This is a genomic window from Dactylosporangium sp. NPDC000555 (genome assembly GCF_040300025.1).
GTDB lineage: Bacteria > Actinomycetota > Actinomycetes > Mycobacteriales > Micromonosporaceae > Dactylosporangium.
This window is the reverse complement of record NZ_JBEPDB010000002.1, coordinates 178744-201224: the sequence shown is the minus strand read 5'-3', so window position 1 is coordinate 201224 and position 22481 is coordinate 178744. Positions and strand designations below refer to the sequence as shown.

The 22481-nt window shown below is 72.6% G+C and carries 21 protein-coding genes; 8 read left to right on the top strand and 13 right to left on the bottom strand.

The window, feature by feature from the left end; translation table 11 throughout:
• Window positions 1–24: 24 nt before the first annotated feature.
• Entirely contained in the window at window positions 25–771 is a 747-nt protein-coding gene (locus ABT297_RS02980) for an N-acetyltransferase (RefSeq protein ID WP_350543940.1), read from the bottom strand.
• A 134-nt stretch (window positions 772–905) separates the two neighbouring features.
• Between ABT297_RS02980 and ABT297_RS02975 the strand changes: the two genes are divergently transcribed.
• On the top strand, window positions 906–3902 hold the full coding sequence (locus ABT297_RS02975; RefSeq protein ID WP_350543937.1) for a putative bifunctional diguanylate cyclase/phosphodiesterase: 2997 nt from the start codon (window positions 906–908) through the stop codon (window positions 3900–3902).
• Between the two features lie 20 nt (window positions 3903–3922).
• On the opposite strand, the gene ABT297_RS02970 is transcribed toward ABT297_RS02975, so the two are convergent.
• The 3 genes from ABT297_RS02970 to ABT297_RS02960 form a co-directional block, all read right to left on the bottom strand.
• Window positions 3923–4423, bottom strand: a complete 501-nt coding sequence (locus tag ABT297_RS02970; protein WP_350543934.1) for a GNAT family N-acetyltransferase — start codon at window positions 4421–4423, stop codon at window positions 3923–3925.
• A gap of 88 nt (window positions 4424–4511) precedes the next feature.
• Window positions 4512–5243, bottom strand: a complete 732-nt coding sequence (locus ABT297_RS02965) for a hypothetical protein (RefSeq protein WP_350543931.1) — start codon at window positions 5241–5243, stop codon at window positions 4512–4514.
• A gap of 32 nt (window positions 5244–5275) precedes the next feature.
• On the bottom strand, window positions 5276–5623 hold the full coding sequence (locus ABT297_RS02960; RefSeq protein ID WP_350543928.1) for a DUF5336 domain-containing protein: 348 nt from the start codon (window positions 5621–5623) through the stop codon (window positions 5276–5278).
• Between the two features lie 21 nt (window positions 5624–5644).
• On the opposite strand from ABT297_RS02960, the gene ABT297_RS02955 reads away from it, so the two are divergent.
• Together ABT297_RS02955 and ABT297_RS02950 are read left to right on the top strand one after the other, a co-directional pair.
• The gene (locus ABT297_RS02955) at window positions 5645–7807 is read left to right on the top strand and encodes a sensor histidine kinase (protein WP_350543926.1); all 2163 of its coding nucleotides are present in this window, start codon (window positions 5645–5647) and stop codon (window positions 7805–7807) included.
• On the top strand, window positions 7804–8445 hold the full coding sequence (locus tag ABT297_RS02950) for a response regulator (RefSeq protein WP_350543924.1): 642 nt from the start codon (window positions 7804–7806) through the stop codon (window positions 8443–8445). The genes ABT297_RS02955 and ABT297_RS02950 overlap by 4 nt, the downstream gene beginning before the upstream one ends.
• Window positions 8446–8500: 55 nt before the next feature.
• On the opposite strand, the gene ABT297_RS02945 is transcribed toward ABT297_RS02950, so the two are convergent.
• Window positions 8501–9955: a DUF1996 domain-containing protein gene (locus ABT297_RS02945; protein ID WP_350543921.1), complete on the bottom strand. Its 1455-nt coding sequence runs from the start codon at window positions 9953–9955 to the stop codon at window positions 8501–8503.
• A 227-nt stretch (window positions 9956–10182) separates the two neighbouring features.
• Window positions 10183–10476, bottom strand: coding sequence for a hypothetical protein (locus ABT297_RS02940; protein WP_350543918.1), 294 nt, complete (start codon window positions 10474–10476; stop codon window positions 10183–10185).
• Between the two features lie 145 nt (window positions 10477–10621).
• Between ABT297_RS02940 and ABT297_RS02935 the strand changes: the two genes are divergently transcribed.
• Window positions 10622–11488: an alpha/beta fold hydrolase gene (locus ABT297_RS02935; protein WP_350543915.1), complete on the top strand. Its 867-nt coding sequence runs from the start codon at window positions 10622–10624 to the stop codon at window positions 11486–11488.
• A 2-nt stretch (window positions 11489–11490) separates the two neighbouring features.
• Here ABT297_RS02935 and ABT297_RS02930 read toward each other — a convergent pair whose 3' ends face one another.
• From ABT297_RS02930 to ABT297_RS02915, 4 genes are read right to left on the bottom strand one after another with little or no spacing between them, the layout of a single operon-like run.
• Window positions 11491–12360: a glycoside hydrolase family 88 protein gene (locus tag ABT297_RS02930; protein WP_350543912.1), complete on the bottom strand. Its 870-nt coding sequence runs from the start codon at window positions 12358–12360 to the stop codon at window positions 11491–11493.
• 21 nt (window positions 12361–12381) lie between these two features.
• Window positions 12382–12819, bottom strand: a complete 438-nt coding sequence (locus ABT297_RS02925; RefSeq protein WP_350543910.1) for a nitroreductase family deazaflavin-dependent oxidoreductase — start codon at window positions 12817–12819, stop codon at window positions 12382–12384.
• A gap of 10 nt (window positions 12820–12829) precedes the next feature.
• Window positions 12830–14173 carry an AI-2E family transporter gene (locus ABT297_RS02920; protein ID WP_350543908.1) on the bottom strand — a complete coding sequence of 448 codons (1344 nt, stop codon included), beginning with the start codon at window positions 14171–14173 and terminating at the stop codon, window positions 12830–12832.
• A 58-nt stretch (window positions 14174–14231) separates the two neighbouring features.
• The gene (locus ABT297_RS02915) at window positions 14232–15134 is read right to left on the bottom strand and encodes a hypothetical protein (RefSeq protein ID WP_350543905.1); all 903 of its coding nucleotides are present in this window, start codon (window positions 15132–15134) and stop codon (window positions 14232–14234) included.
• A 278-nt stretch (window positions 15135–15412) separates the two neighbouring features.
• On the opposite strand from ABT297_RS02915, the gene ABT297_RS02910 reads away from it, so the two are divergent.
• Window positions 15413–15700: a DUF3040 domain-containing protein gene (locus tag ABT297_RS02910; RefSeq protein WP_350543902.1), complete on the top strand. Its 288-nt coding sequence runs from the start codon at window positions 15413–15415 to the stop codon at window positions 15698–15700.
• A gap of 21 nt (window positions 15701–15721) precedes the next feature.
• Here ABT297_RS02910 and ABT297_RS02905 read toward each other — a convergent pair whose 3' ends face one another.
• The gene (locus ABT297_RS02905) at window positions 15722–16543 is read right to left on the bottom strand and encodes an NAD-dependent protein deacetylase (RefSeq protein ID WP_350543900.1); all 822 of its coding nucleotides are present in this window, start codon (window positions 16541–16543) and stop codon (window positions 15722–15724) included.
• A gap of 193 nt (window positions 16544–16736) precedes the next feature.
• On the opposite strand from ABT297_RS02905, the gene secA2 reads away from it, so the two are divergent.
• A complete protein-coding gene (gene secA2 / locus ABT297_RS02900) occupies window positions 16737–19064 on the top strand; it encodes an accessory Sec system translocase SecA2 (RefSeq protein ID WP_350543898.1) in 2328 nt (775 codons plus the stop codon).
• Window positions 19065–19214: 150 nt separating this feature from the next.
• On the top strand, window positions 19215–19727 hold the full coding sequence (locus ABT297_RS02895) for a GNAT family N-acetyltransferase (RefSeq protein WP_350544113.1): 513 nt from the start codon (window positions 19215–19217) through the stop codon (window positions 19725–19727).
• Here ABT297_RS02895 and uraH read toward each other — a convergent pair.
• Together uraH and uraD are read right to left on the bottom strand one after the other, a co-directional pair.
• Window positions 19712–20014 (bottom strand): hydroxyisourate hydrolase, encoded by a 303-nt coding sequence (gene uraH, locus ABT297_RS02890; protein WP_350543896.1) that lies wholly within the window; start codon window positions 20012–20014, stop codon window positions 19712–19714. The two genes, ABT297_RS02895 and uraH, sit on opposite strands and share 16 nt — an antisense overlap.
• Before the next feature lie 449 nt (window positions 20015–20463).
• Window positions 20464–20952: a 2-oxo-4-hydroxy-4-carboxy-5-ureidoimidazoline decarboxylase gene (gene uraD / locus ABT297_RS02885; protein ID WP_350543894.1), complete on the bottom strand. Its 489-nt coding sequence runs from the start codon at window positions 20950–20952 to the stop codon at window positions 20464–20466.
• A 196-nt stretch (window positions 20953–21148) separates the two neighbouring features.
• On the opposite strand from uraD, the gene ABT297_RS02880 reads away from it, so the two are divergent.
• On the top strand, window positions 21149–22453 hold the full coding sequence (locus tag ABT297_RS02880) for an ATP-binding protein (RefSeq protein WP_350543891.1): 1305 nt from the start codon (window positions 21149–21151) through the stop codon (window positions 22451–22453).
• Window positions 22454–22481 lie beyond the last annotated feature (28 nt).

The window sequence follows — 22481 nt, the reverse complement described above, 5'->3', positions numbered from 1 at the left end:
TTCGGCGTGCCGGACGGCGCCGGCTCACAGGTCGTGCCGGTACCAGGCGTTGGCCTCCACGTAGGTCGCCACGTCGCGCTCCGGGTCGCACAGCACCGGGCCCAGGGCCCCCGCGACGAGGACCGGGCCGGGCCGGTCCAAGGGCAGGCCGGTCCACTCCCGCCACCGTGCGAGGTCGGCGGTGATCGTCATCGAGTGCGGCGCCACCGCCACGAAGCGGCCGCCGGCCCGCTCGTGCACCCGCAGCCACGGATCCTCGGCGGTACCGTCCGGGCGGCGCCGGGCGACGTAGCGCTCCAGCGGTAGCTGCGGGTGCAGGTGCTTGCGGGTCGGGCGGACCGGTGCGAACAGCGCCGGGTGCCCGAGCCGCGCCGCGTTGCGCCGGGCCAGTCCCAGCAGGTGGTCCGACACGCCACGGCCGCGCAGGTCGGGACGCACGGTGGCGAAGAGCGCGGACACGTCCGGGCCGGTGCGCCCGGCGAGCGTGTCCGCGGCCGCGGCGAGCAGCACCGCGTCGTAGCCGCCCGGCGGGAGCGTGCCGCCGGCGGTGAACGGCAGGGTGCACACCATGGCCGCGGCCCGGCCGCCGTCGCGCTCGACGGCGAGCAGCGTGTACTGCGGATGCCGCCCGACCAGCGCGGCGAACAGCGCGGCGGACACCGCGTCCTGATACAGGAACGGCGCCACGGTCGGGTCGTCGAAGGCCGCGGTCAGCGGCATGCGGTCGGGCCGCTCGGCCAGCGTGGTCACCTCAAGCCAGGCAAAGTCCATGCCGGCACCCTGCCAGATCGGGCGGAACCTTCACCTCGCGAATCGCCCGGCCGATGGTAGTGGTGGCGGATAGGACCTTGCCTGCCCACGTTCCGCACGACAGAGTAGCTCTTGGTGTGCAGGAGGGAGCGGCCGTGACGAGGCGGTTGACCTGGGCCTATGCGCTCTGTGCACTCACGCTTGCGGTATGTTACATCGTCGTGCCGGCTGCCGGGCTACTGTGGTTCGCCGGCATCGTGGTGAGCACCCTCGCGGTGATGGGCTACGGCGTCGTCCGGCACCGGCCGCGGCGGCGGCAGCCCTGGTGGCTGTGGGTCGCCGGCTCGCTCGCACTCGCGGTCGGCACCGCGACCGCGGTCGTGCAGAACGACGTGCTGCACTCCTCGGCCTTCCCGTCGATGGCCGACGCGGTGTCGCTGGGCGCGACGTTCCCGCTGTTGCTGCTCGGCCTGTTGCGGCTGAGCCGGTCCGGTGCGCGGAACCGCGACTGGGCGACGGTCATCGACTCGCTGATCTTCACCGCCGGCGCGGGCCTGCTGGCCTGGGTGTTTCTCATCGACCCGTACCTCAGCGACCCGGGTCTCAACGCGGCACAGAAGGCCGTGTCCATCGCGTATCCGCTGTGCGACGTGCTGCTGCTGGCCATCATGGTCCGGCTGGCCCTCGAAGCGCGCCGCTGCTGGAGCGTGGTGCTCCTGCTCACCTCGGGCGCGGTCCTGCTCGTCTCCGACGTGGTGTTCAGCCTGCGCCGTCTCGACGGTGACTGGGGCCTGGGCAGCTTCGTGGACCTGGGCTGGATCGTCTTCTTCGTCGCCGGCGGCCTGGCGGCGCTGCATCCGTCGATGGTGTGGCTCACCGAACCCCGGGTGATCGGCTCGACGCAGCTCAAGCCGCGGAGGGCGGCGCTGGGCATCGCCTCCCTGGTGGCGCCCGGCATCCTGTTCGCCGAGGCGCTGGCCGGGCCGGTGAACAACGGGGTGGTCATCGCGGTCGGCTCGGCCGCGCTCGTCGCGTTGTCGCTGAGCCGGGTGTGGCTCGCCGCCCGCAGTGTGGGGCACGCCCTGGTCCGCGAACGGGAGCTGCGCCGGGCGTGCGAGGCGCTGCTGTCGGCGACCGAGGTGTCCGCGGTCGAGCGGGTCGTGCGGGGAGCGGTCAGCTCGCTGCTGCGCGCGGGCACCCCCCACCGCATCGTCCTGCAGGTCCACGCGCCGGGCGTGCCGGAGGACGGCACCGACGACGACGCGATGAGCATGCGCTACGTCGCGCAGCTGCCCGCCCGGCTGGCCCGCGAACTGGGCGGCTTCGAGCTGGCGCTGCACTGCGGGCTGTCCATCGGCGGCGTCCGGCTCGGCGAGCTGTGGGTCGCCGCCACCGAGCGGGCCCTGGTGGACCTGCAGGAGTCGGCACGGGTGCTGGCGGGGCAGGCGGCCAGCATGATCGACCGCATCGCGCTCAGCCAGGAGATCACACGGCGTAACAGCGAGGCGTACTTCCGTACCCTGGTGCTCAACGCCACCGACGTGATCCTCATCGTCGGCGGCGACGACCGGGTCACCTACGCCAGCCCGTCGGCGCGGCAGCTCTTCGGCGGCGACGACGTCGTCGGGCGGCCGATCGCCGGCCTGTTGTGCACGCCGCCGGGCGGGCCGGCCGTCGGCAGCGGTGAGCTGCACCTGGCCCGCCGCGCCGACGGTGCCACCGCCGAGGTGGAGGTCACGGTCCGGGACCTCACCGGCGAGCCGACCGTTGGCGGCCTGGTGCTCACCCTCCACGACGTCACCGAGCGCCGCCGCCTCGAGCGGGAGCTGCTCGATCGGGCGTACCTCGACCAGCTGACCGGCCTGGGCAACCGCCTGCGCTTCCAGGACGGCGTCCAGGCGGCCGTCGCCGGCGCCGCACGGCCGGACGGGGCGACAGCGGCGGTGCTGCTCATCGACATCGACGGGTTCCGTACCGTCAACGACACCATGGGTCAGGACGTGGGCGACGAGCTGCTGCGGGCCTTCGGCCGGCGCCTGGTCGGGGTGTGCCCCGGCACGGCCACCGTGGCCCGGCTCGGGGCCGACGAGTTCGGCGTGCTGGTGACCGCCGCCGAGGTCGACCGCGTCGAGGAGACCGCCCAGCGGATCCTCGACGAGTTCGGCGCGCCGATCGTGGCCGGCGGCAGCGTCGTCAGCGCGCGGCCGAGCATCGGCATGGCCACGACCGCCGACGCGGCCGATGCCACGCAGCTGCTCGGCACGGCCGACGTGGCGCTCAACTGCGCGAAGAGCATGGGCAACCGCTGGCGCCGCTACTCCTCGGCGATGGGCGCCCAGACCATGCGCCGCATGCGGCTGCGCACCGACCTCGACCAGGCGCTCGCCGACGACGCGTTCGTGCTGCACTACCAGCCGATCGTGGACCTGGAATCCGGGCGGCCGCACGGCTTCGAGGCGCTGGTGCGCTGGCAGCACCCGTCGTTCGGGCTGGTGCCGCCGCTGGAGTTCATCGAGATCGCCGAGGAGTGCGGGCTCATCGTGCCGCTCGGCGACTGGGTGATGCGCCACGCGATCGACGCCACGGTACGGCTGCGCCGGCTGGACCCGGCCGAGGGGCTGACGATGAGCGTCAACGTGTCGGTACGCCAGTTCCGCTCGCCCGGCTTCGTCCAGCGGGTCCTCGGCGAGCTGGCCCGTGCGCAGCTGCCCGCCGACGCGCTCATCGTGGAGATCACCGAGAGCCTGCTGCTCGGGGACGACGAGCACATCCACACCGACCTCGCCGCGCTGCGCGGTGCCGGGGTCCGCGTGTCCATCGACGACTTCGGCACCGGCTACTCCTCGCTGAGCTATCTGCACCGGGTGGCGGTGGACGCGCTGAAGCTCGACAGGTCGTTCGTGGAGACCGTCGGCAGCTCGCCCCGGCAGTACGACCTGGTGCGCGGCATCGTCCAGCTCGCGCACACCCTCGACCTCGACGTGGTCGCGGAGGGCATCGAGACCGCCACGCACCGCCAGCGGCTCGTCGACATGGGCTGCGGCTTCGGTCAGGGCTACCTCTTCACCAGGCCGCTGCCGTACGCCGACGTGCCGGCGTGGCTGGACCGCAACTACACCACGACCGAGCGGGTCGAATCCGCGGCCGCCTGACCCCGCCCCGGCCAGGCCGTTCAGCCGGCAGGGGCGCTCAGGTCGAGCGCCCAGTGCTCGCACCGGATCGGCACGCCCTCGTAGTCGACGTTGACCGGCCCCGCGCTGACGAACCCCAGCCGTCGCGCCACGGCCGCGGCGGCCGCGTTGGCCGTCCCGATGAACGCGTGGATCCGCGGCACCAGGCCCGAGGCGCGCACCTCCGCCACGATCAGCCGGATCGCCCCGACGGCGAGCCCGTGCCGCTGCCCCAGGCCGGGCAGCAGCATGATGCCGAGCTCGGCGATCGCCTCGCCCTGCCAGGCCGTGCCGAAGACGGCCACCACCCCCGCCGGGGTGTCGTGCGGGCCGGCCAGGATCGTGCGGTACCACTCGCCGGCGGGCGCCGCGACGCGCCGTTCGTGCACCTGCCGCACCCGGCCCAGCGGGGCGGGGCCGCCGAGGTGGCGCATGACCTCGGGGTCGCCCTCGAGGGCCTCGGTCAGCCAGCGGTCCTCCTCGACGTACGGCCGCAGCTTCATGGCATGAAGGTACTGTTCCGCGACGCCGAAAACGATCACCGCGACCGCCGGCGGGTTGCCGTGCCGGCGGTCGCGGTTGCCGGGTGTGCTACGCCGCGCCAGGGGTGAGCCGGGCGGGCGCGAGGTCGAGGTCGTCGTTGTTCATGCGCAGCAGGGCCACGCTGGCGCCGGCGAAGCCGACCGCGGCGACCAGCAGCCCGACGCCGGCGGCGACGTGGCCGGGCATGAACGGGTGGGTGAACCCGCCAGCGGCGAGTGCGATACCCATCCAGGCCGGTGCCGCGCCGCTGCGCCACAGGGCCAGGCCGAGCAGCAGCAGCCCGATGACGATGCCCACGATGAACAGCAGGCCCGCCACCAGCGCGAGGGGGTCGTTGTCCATGGCGTCCTGCAGCTTCGCCATGGTGGCCACGTCGAAGCCGTTGTTGACGGTGTAGTAGGCCAGTTCGTCGCCACCGCGGGTCAGCGGGAAGCCGGCCAGGTCGCCGAGCAGCGCGATGCAGGCGCCGACGGTGGTGAGGCGTGGGGCGCCGCGACGCGCGACCCAGGCGACGGCGAACGTGGCCGGGATCAGGCCGACGAGGAAGGGCACGCCGAAGTAGCGGACCGTGCCGGCCAAGTCCTTGTGCGCGGCGTACGCCGCGACCGTGTCCTCGAAGGGTGCGCCGCCTTCGGTGGGGTTGAGGATGTAGTAGACGCCCATGCCGAGCATCGGCAGCGGGGCGACGACGGCGAGCAGGACTCGCCAGAAGCCGCGCACGTCGCGCAGCGGCTTGCGAGGCGCGGTGGCCGCGGCGGGGGTTTCGATGTCGGTGCGCATGGTGTCCTCCTGGAGGTCGTCTCCGGCCGCGATCAGCGGGCGGGCGCGGCGGTCGTGTTCCTGCGCATCGCGTACGCGATCGCCAGGGCGGTGGCTACGGCGCTGAGGACGAGGCCGATGATCGCCCCGTCGGAGTTGCGCACGAGCTCGACGACGGCGCCGATGAGGTTGACGGCGCCCACGGTGATCACGGCGGGGGTGGCCCAGGCGGCCGAGCGCAGCAGCGCGACGGCGGCGACGATGCCGGCGACGCCGAGCAGGCTGATGATCCAGGCCAGCGGGGCGGGGATGCCGGCACCTCCGTCGTCGAACGCGATCGGCAGGTTGAGCAGTGACATGACGATGGTGACGATGGCGGCGGTGTAGCGGATCGCTCTCATGACGGCCTCCCGGTGATGTCGATGCGCTCAGCGTCGGCCGCGCCGCGTTCACCGGGCCAGGGCGGCGCTTCCCGCGCCGCGGCGGCGGCATCCCGGACCGCCGGGAAGGACTTCCCGGCGGTCCGGGAAGCGCGGCCGATGGTCAGGGCCGGTCCGGGTTGCGATACTCGCCGCATCGACGCCGCACGAACGCACCCGAAGCGGGACGCCAGCCGGTGGGCGGCCGCGACGCTGGCGGCCGTCCTGGTCGGGGTGGTATTTCTGCTCGCCTGGGTGACCGGCGGGCACCCGGTCCCCGGCTCCGGCGACGTGTCCCCGGCGTGGCTGGAACCGCTGGTCACGATGATCGCCTATGGCGTGGCAGGTGCGCTGCTCATCGACCGGCGGCCGGACCTGCCGTTCGGGTGGATTCTCGCCGCTGCCGCGGTGCTCGTGGTCGTCCAGGTGCTGGTGCTGCCGCCGTCGTACGAGGCCGTCGTGCACGGGGAACGCGGCGCGGCGGCACGCTGGGGGCTGGCCGTCTCGGCCTTCGGCTTCGCGCCGATCGCGGCGCAGGGCCTGATCAACATCCGATTCCCGTCGGGGCGGCCGGCCAGCCGGTGGGGTGGCCTGCTGGAGAAGGTGCTCATCGCCAGCACGGCCCTCGTCTTCCTGGGCGGGGCGCTGAGCAGTTCGAGCCTGAGCGACGTGGCCGGCGGCGCACCGGGAGTGTCGCATCCGCTTACCGCCGGAACCGCGGCCGGACGGGTCGCCGACGGGCTGCAAATGCTGGCGCCGGTGGTGGTGCTGCTCGGCCTGGTCGCCGGCATCGGGGTCGTGGTCCGGTTCGCCCGGGCCGAGGGCGTCGCCCGGCAGCAGTTGAAGTGGCGCGCGGTCGGGGTGATCGTCGCTCTGGCGTTGTTCCCGCTGGCCGTCACCGACTGGCTTCCGGCCGGCAGCGGGGTCGTGGACACGGTGGTGTTCGTCCTGACCCTCGTGGTTCCGGTGCTGCGGTACCGGCTGTGGTCCATCGACACGATTCTGCGCAGGTCCCTGGCGTACGGCGTGATCACCGTCGCCCTGGTCATCGCCTTCGCCGCCGTGTCCGCGGCCGCGGCGCACGTGGTGTCCCGGCAGGTGGCGGCTCCGGTCGCGGCGATCGCCGTGGCGCTGTGCTTCGTGCCGCTGCGCGACCGCGGCCAGCGCGTCGTGGATCGGCTCTTCTACGGCGGGCGCCAGGACCCGTACCGCACCCTGCGCGACCTGGGACGGCGGCTCAACGCCGTGCCCGGACGCGACGCGCTCGGCTCGTTCGCGGACGCGATCGCCGCCATGCTGCGGCTGCCCTACGTGGCCATCGAGAGCGCCGGCGGCGGCCCGGTCGCCTCCCACGGTGTCGCGGCCGAGCCGCTGGTTCGCCTGCCCTTGACGTACGAGGGGCAGGTCGAAGGCTTTCTCCTGGTGTCGCCGCGCCGCGGCGAGGACGACCTCGACGACCGCGACCGCGACCTGCTGTCCGACATCGCCGGGCAGCTCGGCATGGCCCTGCACACCCGGACCCTGACCGACGAGCTGCTGCGCTCGCGGCAGCGGCTGGTCACCGCCCGCGAGGAGGAGCGCCGCCGGCTGCGCCGCGAACTGCACGACGGCCTCGGGCCCGTCCTCACCGCCATCGGCCTGACCCTCGACGCCGTCCGCGTCCGCGTCGACACCGACCCGGCCGCGGCCCGTCACCACGTCGACGAGGCGAAGGAGGCCGCCGGCCAGGCCCTGGCGGATCTGCGCAAGGTCGTCCACGGCCTGCGCCCGCCCGCGCTGGACGACCTCGGGCTCGTCGGGGCCCTGCGCTCGCAGGCCGACCGGCTCACGGCCGGCTCCCACCTGCGGTACACCATCGACGCCGGCGACCTGCCGGACCTGCCGGCCGCCGTCGAGGTCGCCGCCTACCGCACCGCCGTGGAGGCGATCACCAACGTGGTACGCCACAGCAACGGGCAACAGTGCCGCGTACGCCTGTCGGCGTCGGCCCGCGAGCTCGTGCTGGACGTCGCCGACGACGGCACCTCCACCGGGCCCTGGCTGCCCGGCGTCGGGGTCACCGCCATGCGCGAGCGTGCCGCCGAGCTGGGCGGTCGCTGCCATGCCGGTCCCGGCCCGGACGGCGGCGCCGTCACCGCCCGTTTCCCGCTCCCGGATCCGTCATGATCCGCGTTCTGCTCGCCGACGACCATCCCCTGGTACGCCAGGGCCTGCGTGCGGTGCTCGACACCGTCGCGGACATCGAGCTCGTCGGCGAGGCCGGCGACGGCCGCGACGCCGTGCGCCTGGCCGTCGAACTGCGGCCCGACGTGGTCATCATGGACCTGCAGCTCCCGGGGCTGCACGGCATCGACGCCACCCGGCAGATCCAGGCCCAGGCGCCCGGCTCGGCGGTGCTCGTCCTGACGATGTTCGAGGACGACGGGACGGTCTTCGCCGCCGTGCGGGCCGGTGCCCTCGGCTACCTGGTCAAGGGCGCCGGCGGCACCGACATCGTCGCGGCCATCCACGCGGCCGCCGCCGGGCAACCGGTGTTCGGCGCGGCGCTGGCCACCCGCCTGCGGACCTGGTTCGCCGCGCCGCCGGCGCAGGAGGGGCCGTTCCCCGAGCTCACCGCGCGGGAACGCGACATTCTCGACCATCTCGCCGCCGGCCTGTCCAACGCCGAGATCGGCCAGCGGCTGCACCTGTCCGGCAAGACCGTCGCCAACAACATCTCGACGATCCTCGCCAAGCTCCACCTCAGCCAGCGCAGCCAGGCCATCGTCCGCGCCCGCGACGCCGGGCTGGGCCGCCCGCGCTGACGGCCCCCGCCGACTCGGCGGGGGCCGTCATACCGTTACTCAGCGGACGTGCGGATCAGCCGCCGGCGAACTTCGGCTCGACGCCGCACTTCGCCTTCGCGTTGAGGCAGATCTTCACGAGCGGGCCGAGGTTCTCCGGTTTCCACGCGTTCATGAAGTCGCCGTGCATCGAGGACGCCATGCCCGAGGAGAGCGCCAGGCCGTCGCCGCCGAGGGAGTCGTAGTTGACCATGAACGAGAGGTTCGGCACGGCGACCGGGTACTTGCCGGTGCACTGGCCGTTCTGCATCGGGCCCATGTGGGACTTGTGGTCGGGCGAGTCGATGTGCTGGCCGTCCCAGCAGTCCTGGAAGACCAACTGGAAGATCAGGTTGCCGCCGGCCGCGCAGACCGGCCAGTTGCCGTCGGCGCTGCGGCCGACCTCGGCGCTGCCGGCGCACCAGAACTGGCCGCTGGCGCCCTTCGGCGTGGCCACCTGCCGCTTCGCGTCGCCGTGCACCACCACCAGGCCGGGCGGGAAGGGCACGGTCACCGACGGGTCGGCGAGGCGGGATCCGTAGTACACCCGGAAGCTCTTGACCTTGACCGGCGTGCCGTCGCGCAACAGCTGCGGCACCCAGTAGGCGCTGCCGTCGCCCGGCGCGTTGCAGTTCGTCTTGCGGGTGAACAGGTCGGCCGGCCCGGTGACGGCGTCCACCGTCGGGCCGAAGAAGGTATGCATGTGCGAGGCACCCGGCAGGCCCGGCAGCACGATCGGGTCGTCCTTGGCCTCGTTGGACACCTGGCAGTCGGTGTGGAACTCGGCGACGCGGGTCGTGCCGGCTGGGACCGGCAGCGGCTTGATCGCGTTGAACGCGGCCAGCTGCTGCTGCCACGCGGCCTGGTCGACGTCCACCCAGCCGGTGCCGGCGCCGGCGCTGCCGCTGGGCGCGGCCGACGACGGCGGGGCGCTCCGTGACGGGGCGGCGCTGCTCGGCGCCGCGACCGTCGCCGTGGCCGGCCCGCGCGACGGGGCGGCTCCCCCGCCGAGGGTGAACCAGTTGATGTTGACGAAGTCGGCACTCTGCGGGCTCCGCATCACCGCGACCAGGGTCTGCTTGCCGGCCGGCACGCTCGAGGCCTTTGCGGTGACGGTCGTCCACTTCTGCCAGCCGCCGGTGTACGCCACCGGGAACGTGGCCAGCAGCTGGCCCGTCGGCGAGCCGAGGTGGAGCTCGATCGAGCCGCCGGCGCGGTTGTTCGCGGCGATCCGGGCGGTGAGGTCGGTGCCGCCGATGGTCACGTCGTCGTACTGCAGCCAGTCTCCGGCGGACAGCCAGCCGACGTTCTTGCCGCCGCCTTTGTCCGCGGTGTTCTCGGTCTGGGCACCGGACTGCACGGAATACGACTCCGCCTCCAGTCTCGGCGCCGAAGTGATTTCGCCGGCATCGGCCGTCGCGATGTAAATGCCGCTCGCACCGAGGGCCGCAGCCACGGCGGCGCCCAGCAGCACACGGTTCTTCCTGCGCATTTCGATCCTTTGTCTCTGCCGTCTCAGCAAACGTCACGGGTCGTTGCGCAAGCCAGTGTGCAGATACCAGGGGACTTCATTCAAGAAATAAAGGAAGAATTACAACGGCCCCGGCCGGCGGGTCCGGCGGGGCTTGCGAAGGCGATCCGATTACAGTTTTTCCGCAATCACTTCTTTAACTCCTCCTTAGTTTTTCGGCCACGCCCGGAAACGTGCCGTCAGCTTCGTCAGGTGGCGGGCGGGACCTCGGCCACCTCGAGCACGCGGGCCGTCGGGGCGGTGTCGCCGTAGCGGGCCCGGATCGCGAGGCGGTCCGGGTCGACCATGAACGCGTCGTATCCGGCCCGCGTCGCGAAGCTGATGATCTGCACCTCGGTGCCGCCGCCTGCGAGCCGGCGCTCCAGCGTGCCGCCATGCCTCGGCAGCAGCGCCAGCACCTCGTCCTCGTACTGCGCCCCGGCCTCCACCGAGTCCGGCACCATCTCGACCACCGCGACGAGCAACAGTCCCGCGTCCCCCATGGGGGTCAGACAATCACATCCTGTGACCTCTCCGCCGACGGCCCCGATGACCGGCATCCTGGACCGCCTGGAGCCCGGCCGCAGCGCCACCGACGACCTGACCGACCAGGGCCATGGACAGGCTGCGACGGGGTAGTTCCGGGGCATGACGACGTATGGTGGCCGCCGGCGCCGGGCCTCGATCGCCGCGCTGGTGGCTCTGGCCGCGGGCGTCCTCGCCGTCGCCGGCCGCTCCGTCGCGGGCTTCTCACCGGCCGCGACGGTGGCGGCTGGCCCGCCGAACGGCTGCGCCGTGAAGCCGACGGTCGTGCTGGTGCACGGCGCGTGGGCCGGCACCTCCAGCTGGAGCGAGGAGGTGAGCCGGCTGCAGCGCGAGGGTTACCCGGTGCGGGCCGTTGCCAACCCGCTGCGCGGCCTCACCGGCGACGCGGCGGACGTCGCCGAGTTCCTCAAGACCGTCTCCGGGCCCGTCGTGCTCGTGGGCCACTCCTACGGCGGCTCGGTGATCACCAACGCGGCCGCCGGCGACCCGGACGTGAAGGCCCTGGTCTACGTCGACGCCGCCGCGCCCGCGGTAGGCGAGAGCACCGCGCAGCTCAGCGGCGCCGCGTCGGCACTGGGCGCGGCGCCGGACACCCTCTACGACGTCGTGCCGTTCTCGGCGGCCAGGCCGGGCGACGCCGACCTCTACCTGAAGGAGAACGTCTTCCTGCGGTCCTTCGGCCCCGACCTGCCCACGCCGGCCGCGCGGCGGCTGTGGGCCTCCCAGCGCCCGGCCGCGATGAGCGCGTTCACGACCCCGGCAACGGCCGCCGCCTGGAAAACGATCCCCTCCTGGTACGTCATCGGCTCCGCCGACCGGATCATCACCCCGCAGTCGCAGACGTTCATGGCCCAGCGCGCCAGCGCCCACGTGCGGACGGTCTCCGGTGGTTCGCACCTCACGCTGATCTCCCACCCAGGGCCCGTCACCGACCAGATCCTCGCCGCTGCCCGGGCGACGTGCGGCTGAGGTCACCGCCCACCGGAAACGGCGAGCGGCGCCGCCGCCGCGAGGAGGTGGAACGCCTGCGCCTCCGCGGAGGTGCCCTGGCGGTCGAAGGTCGGCGCGCCGCAGACCGAGGTGACGAGGCCGTCGTGGACGTGGGGCTCGACCGCGGCGCGCAACGAGTCCGCGACGGCGGTGTAGGAGGTCTCCAGCCAGCCGTACACGACGCCCGTGTACGCCGCGTAGGCCAGCATCTGCGCCAGGTTCGCCTCGCGGAAGGACGCCGGGTCGTCGAGCACGTTGCCGAACAGCCCGTCGGTGCGGCGGTGGGCCAGGCACGCGTCGATCACCTCGCGGGCATGCCCGCCGAGCGGGCCGGCGAGGTCGGGATCGTGGCGGATCGCCCGGGCCAGGCCGGCCGCCACCCAGCCGCTGGCGGTGCCCCACAGCTCGGCGCGGTTGTCGGCGGCGGCATAGAGCCCGTCGCGGCACAGCCGCTGCCGGTGCCCCTCGGCCTGCTGGACCGCCAGGTCGGGCCGCCCCGCGAAGGCGAGCATCGGCACGACCATGTACACCGTGTCGGCCCATACCTCGGGCGCGTCCAGCAGGTGGTAGAGCGTGCCGTCGGCGGCGCGCGGCGCCCGTTCGGTGATCCAGTCGAGCTGGCGCCGCGCGGCGTCGGTCAGCCCAAGGCGTACGACACCCTCGAAGTTGGCGGCGCCATTGACCGAGTCGCGCTCGCCGCCGATCGTGCCGAGGCGCCCGTCGGGGCTCTGGTGGACGGCCGAGTCGCGTGCCAGCCGCCCGGCAAGGCCCACCAGCCCCAGGTCGAGCAGGGCGTGGACGGCCACGCCCTGCTCCCAGTTCTGCCGCTGCATGGCCAGCAGCGTCAGCACGACTGGATAATCGAGCACCGGTCAGTCGCGCGGGTTGAGGACGAAGAGAGGGATCGCGCGGGCGGTCTTGGCCTGGTATCCGTCGTAGTCGGGCCAGGTCGCCGTGGCGCGCTCCCACCACAGCTCCTTCTCATCGCCCGTCGCCTCGAGGGCCGTGTAGTCGCGCCGCACCGGGCCGTCCTGCAGCTCGACGTGCGGGTTGGCCTTGAGGTTGTAGTACCACACGGGGTGCTTCGGCGCGCCGCCCAGCGAGGCGACGACCGCGTAGTGCCCGTCGTGCTCGACCCGCATGAGCGGCGTCTTGCGGATCTTGCCCGACTTGGCGCCGAGCGACGTCAGGACGATGATCGGCCGGCCGCGCATGGTGTTGCCCTCGGCACCGCCCGTCCGCTCGAACAGCTCGACCTGCTCGCGTGCCCAGTCGCTCGAGCTCGGCTCGTATTCCCCCGTCAGCGGCATGGTTGCTCCCTCACTGTTGCCTGATCTCGTCGTCGACGCTACTCGCCGCCGGGCCGGCCTCCCCGCGTCTTTCGTCGTCTGCTCTCCCGTCTGTTTTCTCGTCCGGTTTCCCGTCCCCCGCCCGCTCGTCCTGTTGCTCGTCCTCCTGTTCATCCTCGCCGGTCGGCTCGGTACCGGGCGGCTCGTCCCCGCCGGCCGGCTCGCCGTCGTGGTGCTCGGCCAGGTACCGCACCGCGGTGTTGCCCACCGCGAGCAGCGGCACGGCGACGAGGCCGCCGACGATGCCGGCGGCCACCACCCCGGTGGCGATCGCCAGGATCACCGCGAGCGGGTGCAGGGAGACCGCACGGCCCATGATCAACGGCTGTAGGACGTGGCCCTCCAGCTGCTGTACCGCGATGACGACCCCGAGCACGAGCAGCGCGCTGACCGGCCCGTGGGTGACCAGCGCGACGAGGACCGCCACGGTGCCGGACAGGGTCGCGCCGACGACCGGGATGAACGCGCCGAGGAACACCAGTGCGGCCAGCGGCAGGGCGAGAGGGATGCGCAGCACCACCAGGCCGATGCCGATGCCGAGCGCGTCGACGAACGCGACGAGCACCGTGGCCCGCACGTAGGACACGAGGGTGAACCACGAGTAGTACCCGGCCCGGGCCACCGGCCGCTGAGCGTGCCGCGGCAGCAGCCGACACAGGAAGGTCCAGATCTGCTCGCCGTCGCGCAGCAGAAAGAACAGCGTGAACAGCACCAGGAAGAAGCCGGTGACCACCTCGGCGAGTGTGGTGGCGGTGTTCAGCGCGCCCGAGGTCAGCGCGCCGCGGTTGGCGGTGACCTGCCGCTGCAGCACGTCGATGGTCTCGTTGAGCTGCCGCTCGGAGACGTGCAGCGGGCCGCGGGCCAGCCAGTTGCGGATCTCGTTGAGGCCGCCGCGGACCTGCAGGGAGAGGTTGTTGAACTGGGCGATGAACGTGTAGACGATGGCGCCCAGGACCCCGAAGACGACGGCGAGGCCGCCGACGAGGACGATCGCGGCGGCCAGCGAGCGGTGCAGCCCGCGCCGGCGCAGCAGGCCGGCGACGGGCTCGAGCAGGGCGGCGAGCAGGACCGCCACGACGACGGGGACCACCATCAGGTGCAGCGCGGCGATGAGCTGCAGCAGCAGGTACCCGGCGAGGATGAACAGCACGATCCGCCAGGCCCAGGCTCCCGCGACCTTGACGCCGTGCGGGATGCCGTCCTCCACAGTGGACGCCGGGCGCACCTCGATCGGGCCGGAGAACGGCGGAATGCTGCGTGCGGCGCTCAGCCGCGTCCGCGCCCGCTCGCCGAACTGCATGAACCACGTCGTCATGCCTCGGCCAGTACCCCCGCATGGGTGGCGTCAACCGATCGGAAGGGTTCGCTCCAGGTCACTTCTCCCGGTCGTAGCGGGCGAAGTCGTCGGCGGAGTCCCGGCCGGAGGTGCGCCAGATGTTGCCGTTGCAGGTGTACGGGGTCGGGTCGAGGTTGGGCTGCAGCTCGATGCGGCCCTTCGCGGTGCCGTCGACGCTGATCGTGACGACCGTGGTGGCCTCGCCGCCGGCGAAGGACATCACGCCGTCCTTGGTCGACACCTTCCACTCGGAGCGACCCGCCCACGAGGCGTTGACCGTGCGGCCGTCGTCGGCCTTGCCGCTGTACACCGTCTTGGTGTCGTCCTCGACCGCGTTGCCGTCGGCCCGGATCTCCCAGAGCTTGCCGCCGCCGGTGAACTTGATCTTCCCGAGCTTCTCGCGCGTGCCCACGTCGGTGGTGCTGAGGTCGACGTGGTGCTGGTAGGTGGTCTGCTTCCACTTGCCGACCAGGCACGGGTCGACCGGGCCGGTCTGCGACAACGTGGGCTGCGGGCCGGCGGTGTTGTCCGGCTTGCGGTTGAGCGACACCACGACGATGGCGACCACGAGCACCACGAGCAGCACCGAGCTGATCACCAGGGCGGCGAACCAGCGGCTGCGCCAGCCCGGCGGCGCGGGCGGGCCGGGCTGCGACGCCGGCACCGGGGGCTGCTGGTAGGCGGGCTGCGCGCTGTACGGCTGCGTCGCGTACGGCGCCGCGGAGTGCGGCTGTTGCGGCGGGTACTGCGGCTGTGGCTGCTGGGGCGGCTGTGCCTGGGGATACTGTTGCGGCTGCGGGTATTGCGGCTGCGGATACTGCTGCGGCTGCGGGTATTGCGGCTGCGGCTGCGCCGGCTGCTGCGGCGGATACCCGCGCGGCGGTGTCTGCCCGTACCCGCCGGAGGGGTCGGGCTGCTGCCACTGCCTGCCTGGGTCCACGTTCGTTCCTCCCCATGTCGCCGCGCCGTTGCCGGCGACAAGACGCCGCTCAGTGTTCACTCGCGCATTCCGCGCCATTCGCCGTCGAGAATGGCACATCACGTGATCTTTCGCAGCGCCGTCCGATCCGGCAAAAGCCGCGAAACGCCGCGCCGCTGAGCAGCGGAATCCCATTTGGCGCCAACTGGCCGACCCGTTCGGGGGCATTGTGTGTGACGATCGATCCGAGCGGGTACCCATCGCGAACCGGGCAAGCCCGTCGGAGGAGGTTGGGCGTCATGCTCAGCGAGAGCGAGCAGCAGCGGCTCGCGGACATCGAGGCCGCACTGCGCAACGACACGCGCTTCGTCAATGGTTTCAACCGGGCCATGACCCGCCGGATCACGCCGCGCCGGGTGATCTCGGTGATCATCGCCATCTCCGCGGTCGCCGGAGCCGTCATCGGGCTGACCGCCGGCAGCGTCTTCGGGACGGTGCTGGCGATCTGTGCGCTCGGCGTCGCCGGCGGCGTCTGGACCTACCCGCCGGCCCAGCCCGAGCAACCGGCCCCCGACATAAACCCCTGACCTGAGCCTTCGGCGGCCCGCTCAGCGCAGGTCCCACGCCACCTTGGCCAGCACCGCGCCGAGCGGGGCGTCGATCAGGATCGCGGCGAGGGGGTCGCCGCGGGTCGGCCCCTGGTTCACGATCGCGATCGGCAGCCCTGACTTCGCCGCCCGGACCACGAACCGCCGCCCGGACATGACGGTGAGCGACGAGCCGAGCACGAGCAGCGCCGCGGAGCGCTCGACGAGGTCGAAACAGTGCTGTACCCGCGGGGCGGGCACGTTCTCGCCGAAGAACACCACGTCGGGCTTGAGCATCCCGCCGCAGCCCCGGCAGTCCACGACCACGAACCCGGCGGCCTGCTCGTCGGTGAGGTCCACGTCGCCGTCGGGATTGATGCCGCCCGCCTCCGCCGCGTACCCGACATTGGCGGCGACCAGCCGCGCGTCGAGCTCGGCGCGGGCCGTGCGCTCGCCGCAGTCCAGACAGACCACCCGGTCGAGCGCGCCGTGCAGCTCGACGACCTCGTCGGCCCCGCCGGCCTGGTGCAGCCCGTCGACGTTCTGCGTGACAATGCCGGTGAGCAGCCCGAGCCGCTGCAGCCGCCCGACCGCATTGTGCCCGGCGTTGGGCGCGGCGCGGGCGATGGTCCGCCAGCCGAGGTGGCTGCGGGCCCAGTAGCGGCGCCGGGCGACCGGGTCGCGGGTGAAGGTCTGATACGTCATGGGCTGCGCGTTGCGCCGCATCCCGCTAGGTCCCCGATAGTCCGGAATGCCCGACTCGGTCGAGATCCCGGCGCCGCTGAGCACCAGCACGCCGCCCTTGCCGACGAGCGCGCTGAGCGCCGTCACTGCCCGCTCCACGGCACCAATCCTGCCTCGCCCGCCACCGTCACCCCCGGCCGGCGACGGCACGCGGACCGCGGAGCAAGCCGAGCGAGTGGGGCATTATCAGGCATTTTTCGGACTTGTCATCATTTTTCTCCCCTCGCGCGGGGTGAAGGCTCATGGTGACGGGCCGCACACCATCCTGGCGGGGGGACGTATCGTGTTCGTCATGGGTTTGGTGAGCAAATTCAACGCGTGGCGTCGCAAGCTGCAGGAGCAGCCGGGCACCACGATCGACCTCGAGCCGATGCGGGACCTGCTGCCGCTGATCGAGGAGCGCGAGGCCGAGCTGTCCGAGCTCACCGACGACGAGCTGCGCGCCGCCGCCACGGCACTGCACCAGCGGGAGGACCCGAAGGACTTCGTCGAGGCGTGCGCGCTCGGCCGGGAGGCGGCCAAGCGCGCCCTGGACGAGCGGCCGTATGACGTGCAGCTGCTCGGCGCCCAGGTGCTGCTCGCCGGGCACGTGGTCGAGATGGCCACGGGTGAGGGCAAGACGCTGACCGCCGCGATCGCCGCCGCCGGGTATGCCGCGCAGGGGGCGGTCCACGTGATCACGGTCAACGACTACCTGGCCCGGCGTGACGCCGAGTGGATGCGGCCGGTGTATGAGCTGCTCGACCTGACCGTCGGCTGGGTCAACGAGTCCTCGACGCCAGAGGAGCGCCGGGAGGCATACGCGAAGGACATCACGTACGTCTCGGTCAGCGAGGCCGGCTTCGACCTGCTGCGCGACTCGATCGTGACGAACACGGCCGACCGGGTGCACCGCGAGCTGGGCACCGTCATCATCGACGAGGCCGACTCGATCCTGATCGACGAGGCGCGCGTGCCGCTGGTGCTGGCCGGCTCCACGATCGACGACAAGGACCAGCCGCTCGCGATCGCGGAGATCGTCGGCGGCCTGCGCCGCGACCACGACTTCGAGGTCGTCGACGAGGGGCGCACCGCGCACCTGACCACCGGCGGCCTGGCGAAGGTCGAGTCGGCGCTGGACATCGACCTCTACGCCGAGGAGCACATCGACACGCTGACCGCCGTCAACCTGGCGCTGCACGCCGAGGCGCTGCTGGTCCGCGACGTCGACTACATCGTGCGCGACGAGCGGGTCGAGCTCATCGACGAGTTCCGCGGCCGGGTCGCCCAGCGCCGCCGGTGGCCCGACGGGCTGCAGGCCGCGGTCGAGGCCAAGGAGAAGATCCGCAGCAGCGGCGGCGGCGCGGTGCTGCAGACCATCACGGTGCAGGCGTTCCTCACGCAGTACAAGAAGATCTGCGGCATGACGGGCACGGCCCTCCCGGTCGGGGACCAGCTGCGCGAGTTCTACAAGCTCGAGGTCGCGGTCATCCCGCCGCATCTGCCGAACATCCGCAAGGACTGGCCCGACCGCGTGTATGCCTCGGCCGAGGAGCGCGACATCGCCGTGGTCGCCGAGATCTCCACGATGCACGCGACCGGGCGGCCGGTGCTGGTCGGCACGCTGAGTGTCGCCGAGTCGGAGCGGCTGGCCGCCACGCTCGCCGAAGAGGGCGTGGAGTGCGTGGTGCTCAACGCCAAGAACGACGAGGCGGAGGCGGCCATCGTCGCCGAGGCCGGCGCGGTCGGCGCGGTGACGGTCTCGACGCAGATGACCGGCCGCGGCGTCGACATCCGCCTGGGCGGCAGCGACGAGAAGGACCGCGACCGCGTCGCCGAGCTCGGCGGGCTGTTCGTGATCGGCACCGCCCGCAACGACTCGCGCCGCATCGACGACCAGCTCCGCGGCCGGGCCGGCCGACAGGGCGACCCGGGCGAGTCGATATTCTTCGTCAGCCTCGAGGACGAGCTCATCCAGCGGTACGGCCCGGAGCCCATGCCGATGGGGCGGGCCGACGCCGACGGCGCGATCGACGACGAGGACGTCCGGTGGGCGATCGGCTCGGCGCAGCGGGTCGCCGAGACCGTCAACCTCGAGATCCACCGCAACACGTGGCGGTACAACTACCTGCTGGACCAGCACCGCCAGCTGCACGGCAAGCGGCGCGAGGAGCTGCTCACCACCGACGCGGCCGGCGAGCTGCTCGCTGAGCGCAGCCCGGACAGGTACAACGAACTGTCCGAGAAGCTCGGCGAGGACACGGTGCTGCGCATCGCCCGCCAGGTCGCGCTGTTCCACGCCGACAACGCGTGGTCGGAGCACCTCGCCGACATGAGCGAGCTGCGCGAGGGCATCCACCTGCGGGTGCTCGGCTCGCAGGACCCGCTCGACGAGTTCCACCGCGAGGCGATCCCGGCGTTCCGCGGCCTGCTGGCCGAGATCGACAACCGCACGGTCGGCGAGTTCGACGAGCTGGAGATCGACGGCCCCGAGTGGGAGCCCAGCGACGCGGGCCTGGTCCGGCCGAGCGCCACGTGGACGTACGTGGTCAGCGACAACCCGTTCGGCTCGGAGATGGAGCGGTTCTTCGCCGGCATGGTCAAGCTGTTCCGCAGCGGCAAGGGCATCAAGCAGGGCTGACCGGCCCGACCGTTCCTCGAAGACGGCCGCCGCCTCCGCGGCGGCCGTCTCCACGTCCCGGCCGCTCCCCCGCGCGGGCGTGCCGGAATCCCGGCGAAAATCGCTGCCTCGCCGGGCATCGCTACCGGTACGTTCGCGCTCGTGGACAAGATGAACGGGACCGCGGCCGTGCGCCGGGCCACGGCGGGCGACGCCGAGGAGCTCATCCGGCTGCGGATCGTCATGCTGGAGTCGATGGAGGGCGAGCCGGTGCCGCCCGGCGAGTGGTCGGAGCTGGCCGTAGCCTCGCTGCGCCGGCGGCTGCCGCTGCCGGGAACGACCATCGCCGCGTTCGTGGTGGACCGTCCCGGCGCCGACGGGCCCGGGCTGGCCGCGTGCGCGATCGGGGTCGTCGAGGAGCGGCTCGGCTCGCCGGCCAACCCGGCCGGGCTGAGCGGATACGTGTTCAGCGTGGCGACCGATGCGCGGTACCGCCGCCGCGGCTACTCGACCGCGTGCCTCAAAGGACTGCTGGGCTGGTTCACGGACAACGGCGTCAGCCAGGTGCGCCTGCGCGCGACGAGTGAGGGCCTCCCGGTGTACGAACGGCTGGGTTTCGTCCTGGAGACCGGCCCGTCGATGCGCCTCTCGGCGGGCCGCGCCCCGGCTCAGCTGCCCCGGTAGGTCGAGTATCCGAACGGGCTCAGCAGCAGCGGAACGTGGTGGTGGCGCGCGTCGGCGATCGTGAACGCGATCGCGACCTCGGGGAAGAACGCGTCGGGCCCGAGGTAGGCGGCGGTGTCGATCACCATCCGGTAGCGGCCGGTGCCGATGTCCTCCCAACGCAGCCGCCCGTCGAGGTCGGTCTGCCCCTCACCGATGGAGATGTGATCGGCCGTCTCCAGCCGGATCGGCACCCCCGCCGCCGGTATGCCGCGGGCCGTGTCCAGAACGTGCGTGGACAGGCTCATGCCCGCCGCGCTCCACGGCGGCTGTACGGGCCGCGGGTGCGCCGCTGGTGAGGGGCCCCAACGCCAGGTCTGGGTCGATGAAGCCTCGCGCTGATCGACCCAGACCAGGCGCCACTGCGCTCCGGACCACTCATGCCGTCACCTCCGCTTCGCTCCGGACCCGCCGCTTCGCTCCGGACCACTCATGCCGAAACCTCCGCTTCGCTCCGGCAGCGGCATGAGCTACACCAGTGCCCACGATGAGCGGCCCCTCCGCTTCGCTCCGGACCGCTCATGCCGAAACCTCCGCTTCGCTCCGGCAGCGGCATGAGCTACACCAGTGCCCACGATGAGCGGCCCCTCCGCTTCGCTCCGGACCACTCATGCCGAAACCTCCGCTCCGCCCCAGCAGCGGCATGAGCTACACCAGTGCCCACGATGAGCGGCCCCTCCGCTTCGCTCCGGACCGCTCAGGCGACCTCGACCGACTCGGCGAGGCGCTCCAGGCGTAGCTCGACGATCTTGCGCAGCTCGCCGCGGACGACCGTCTGCTCGGTCTCGTCGTCATTGCCCAGCCGGCTGTGGGCCTCGGCGAGGATGTCCTCGGCGGACCGGCCGGCGGCGAAGACCAGGAACAGGTGGCCGAAACGCCGCTCGTAGGCCTCGTTGGCCTCGGCCAGCTCGCGCGCGGAAACCTCCACCTGCTCGTGGCGCGACCAGGCCGCCTCGGTGGCGTCCCCGGTGGGTCTCTCCCCGACCCGCGGATGGGCGGCCAGCACCTGTCGCAGGTCGGACCAGCCCAGCTCGTCGAACGCGTTGACACCGGCCACGACCAGGTCGGCCGACGTCGGATACGGCCTCGCGGCGACCACGCGGGCGGCCCAGGCGGGCGACGCGCAGCACGCGAGCAGTGCCTCCTCGGCAGCCTCGGGCGCGAGGCTGTTGAACCGATCGAGCATGGCACCCCTCTCGTATCCCCGGCACGGTAGCGCGGGGATGTCTCTTGTCCAGCTCTTCGCGATCACGTCCAGTATCCGCGTTTTGTCCGGAACCGCGAGACGAGAACGCGGAAGCGGTTCGACCCGGGCAGGCGGCCGCAGGGACGCACCTGCGCGCAGCGGGCCGGCGGCAGGTATTCGTGGCAGACTCGGACGCATGGCCGAGATGGCGCTGCGGCCCGCGGTGGAGGTCGTCGACGTCGGCGGGCGCGTGGTGCGCATCGTGGACGGGCACCTGCTCGCGGCCGGCAACGGCCCCCGGCCGATCGGGCACGACCTGCCCGACCGGGGCGTGGAGCTCAGCGTCGACGCCGACGGATACCACGCCCGCTGGGTCCGCGACGCCTTCAGCCTCTCCGCCCTCGCCCGGCTCTTTGCCGGCGGCGCGGCCGGCGGGGCGCTGTTCCGGCTGCTCGGGCTGCCCGGCGCCGTGCTCGGCACGATCATCGCCGTCGGTGTGGCCCGCGGCGCCCGCCAGGGCGGCCCGGAGGAGGTGGACGACCCGGCCGTGACGGTCCTCGAGGACGGCCCCGACCTCGTGGTGCGGTCGACGTCCCTGGTTCCGCTCGTGCTCGCCGTCATGCGGCTCACCGGCGCCGACGGGCCGGTCACGGTCAGCCCCGCGACGTCGGCCGCGGTCTGCGAGGGGGCGCGCCTCGACGACGTCGGCGGCCTGGAGGACGTGGTGGCGCAGTTCCGCGACGTCGCCGTGTCGTTCCGCCACCCGGACGTGATGGCCCGCTGGGGCGCGACCCGGCCGCAGGGCATCCTGCTCTTCGGCCCACCCGGCACCGGCAAGACCATGCTGGCGCAGGCCCTCGCCAACGAGATCGGCGCCGAGCTGCGCGAGATCCGCACGCCGGAGATCCTCGACAAGTGGGTCGGCAACTCCGAGAAGAACATCCAGCGCATCTTCACCGAGGCCCGCGCCCTGCGCTGGCCGGCGGTGCTGCTCTTCGACGAGTTCGACTCGATCATCAGCTACACCGGCGCCGGGATCGACGCCGCCGGCCAGATGATCAACGCGGTGGCCGGCATCTTCAAGCAGGAGATGAACGCCCTCATCGAGGCCAACCCGAACGTCATCGTCGTGGCCACGACGAACTTCCCGGACCGCGTCGACGCCTCCCTGGTCCGTTCCGGCCGCTTCGACCTCAAGATCGCCATACCCCTGCCCGGTCCCCAGGCCCGCGCCGACATCCTGACCAAGCTGATCCGCGGCCTCATCGCCCGCCACGAGACCCCCGGCTTCCGCATGTTCGCCGACGACGTGGACACGCAGGCGCTGGCCGCCGCCGCGACGGGCCTGACGGGCGCCGACCTGAAGGAGGCTCTCCGCCGCGCCCAGATGGCCAAGGCGATGCACGAGGCCCGCACCGGCTCCGCCTCGTCCCCGATCACCCACGAGGAGCTGCTGACCGCCATCACCCGGCTGCGGTTGGGAATGCCGCAGGACATCTGATGACGTCTCGCGACGGCCGCGGTGCCGG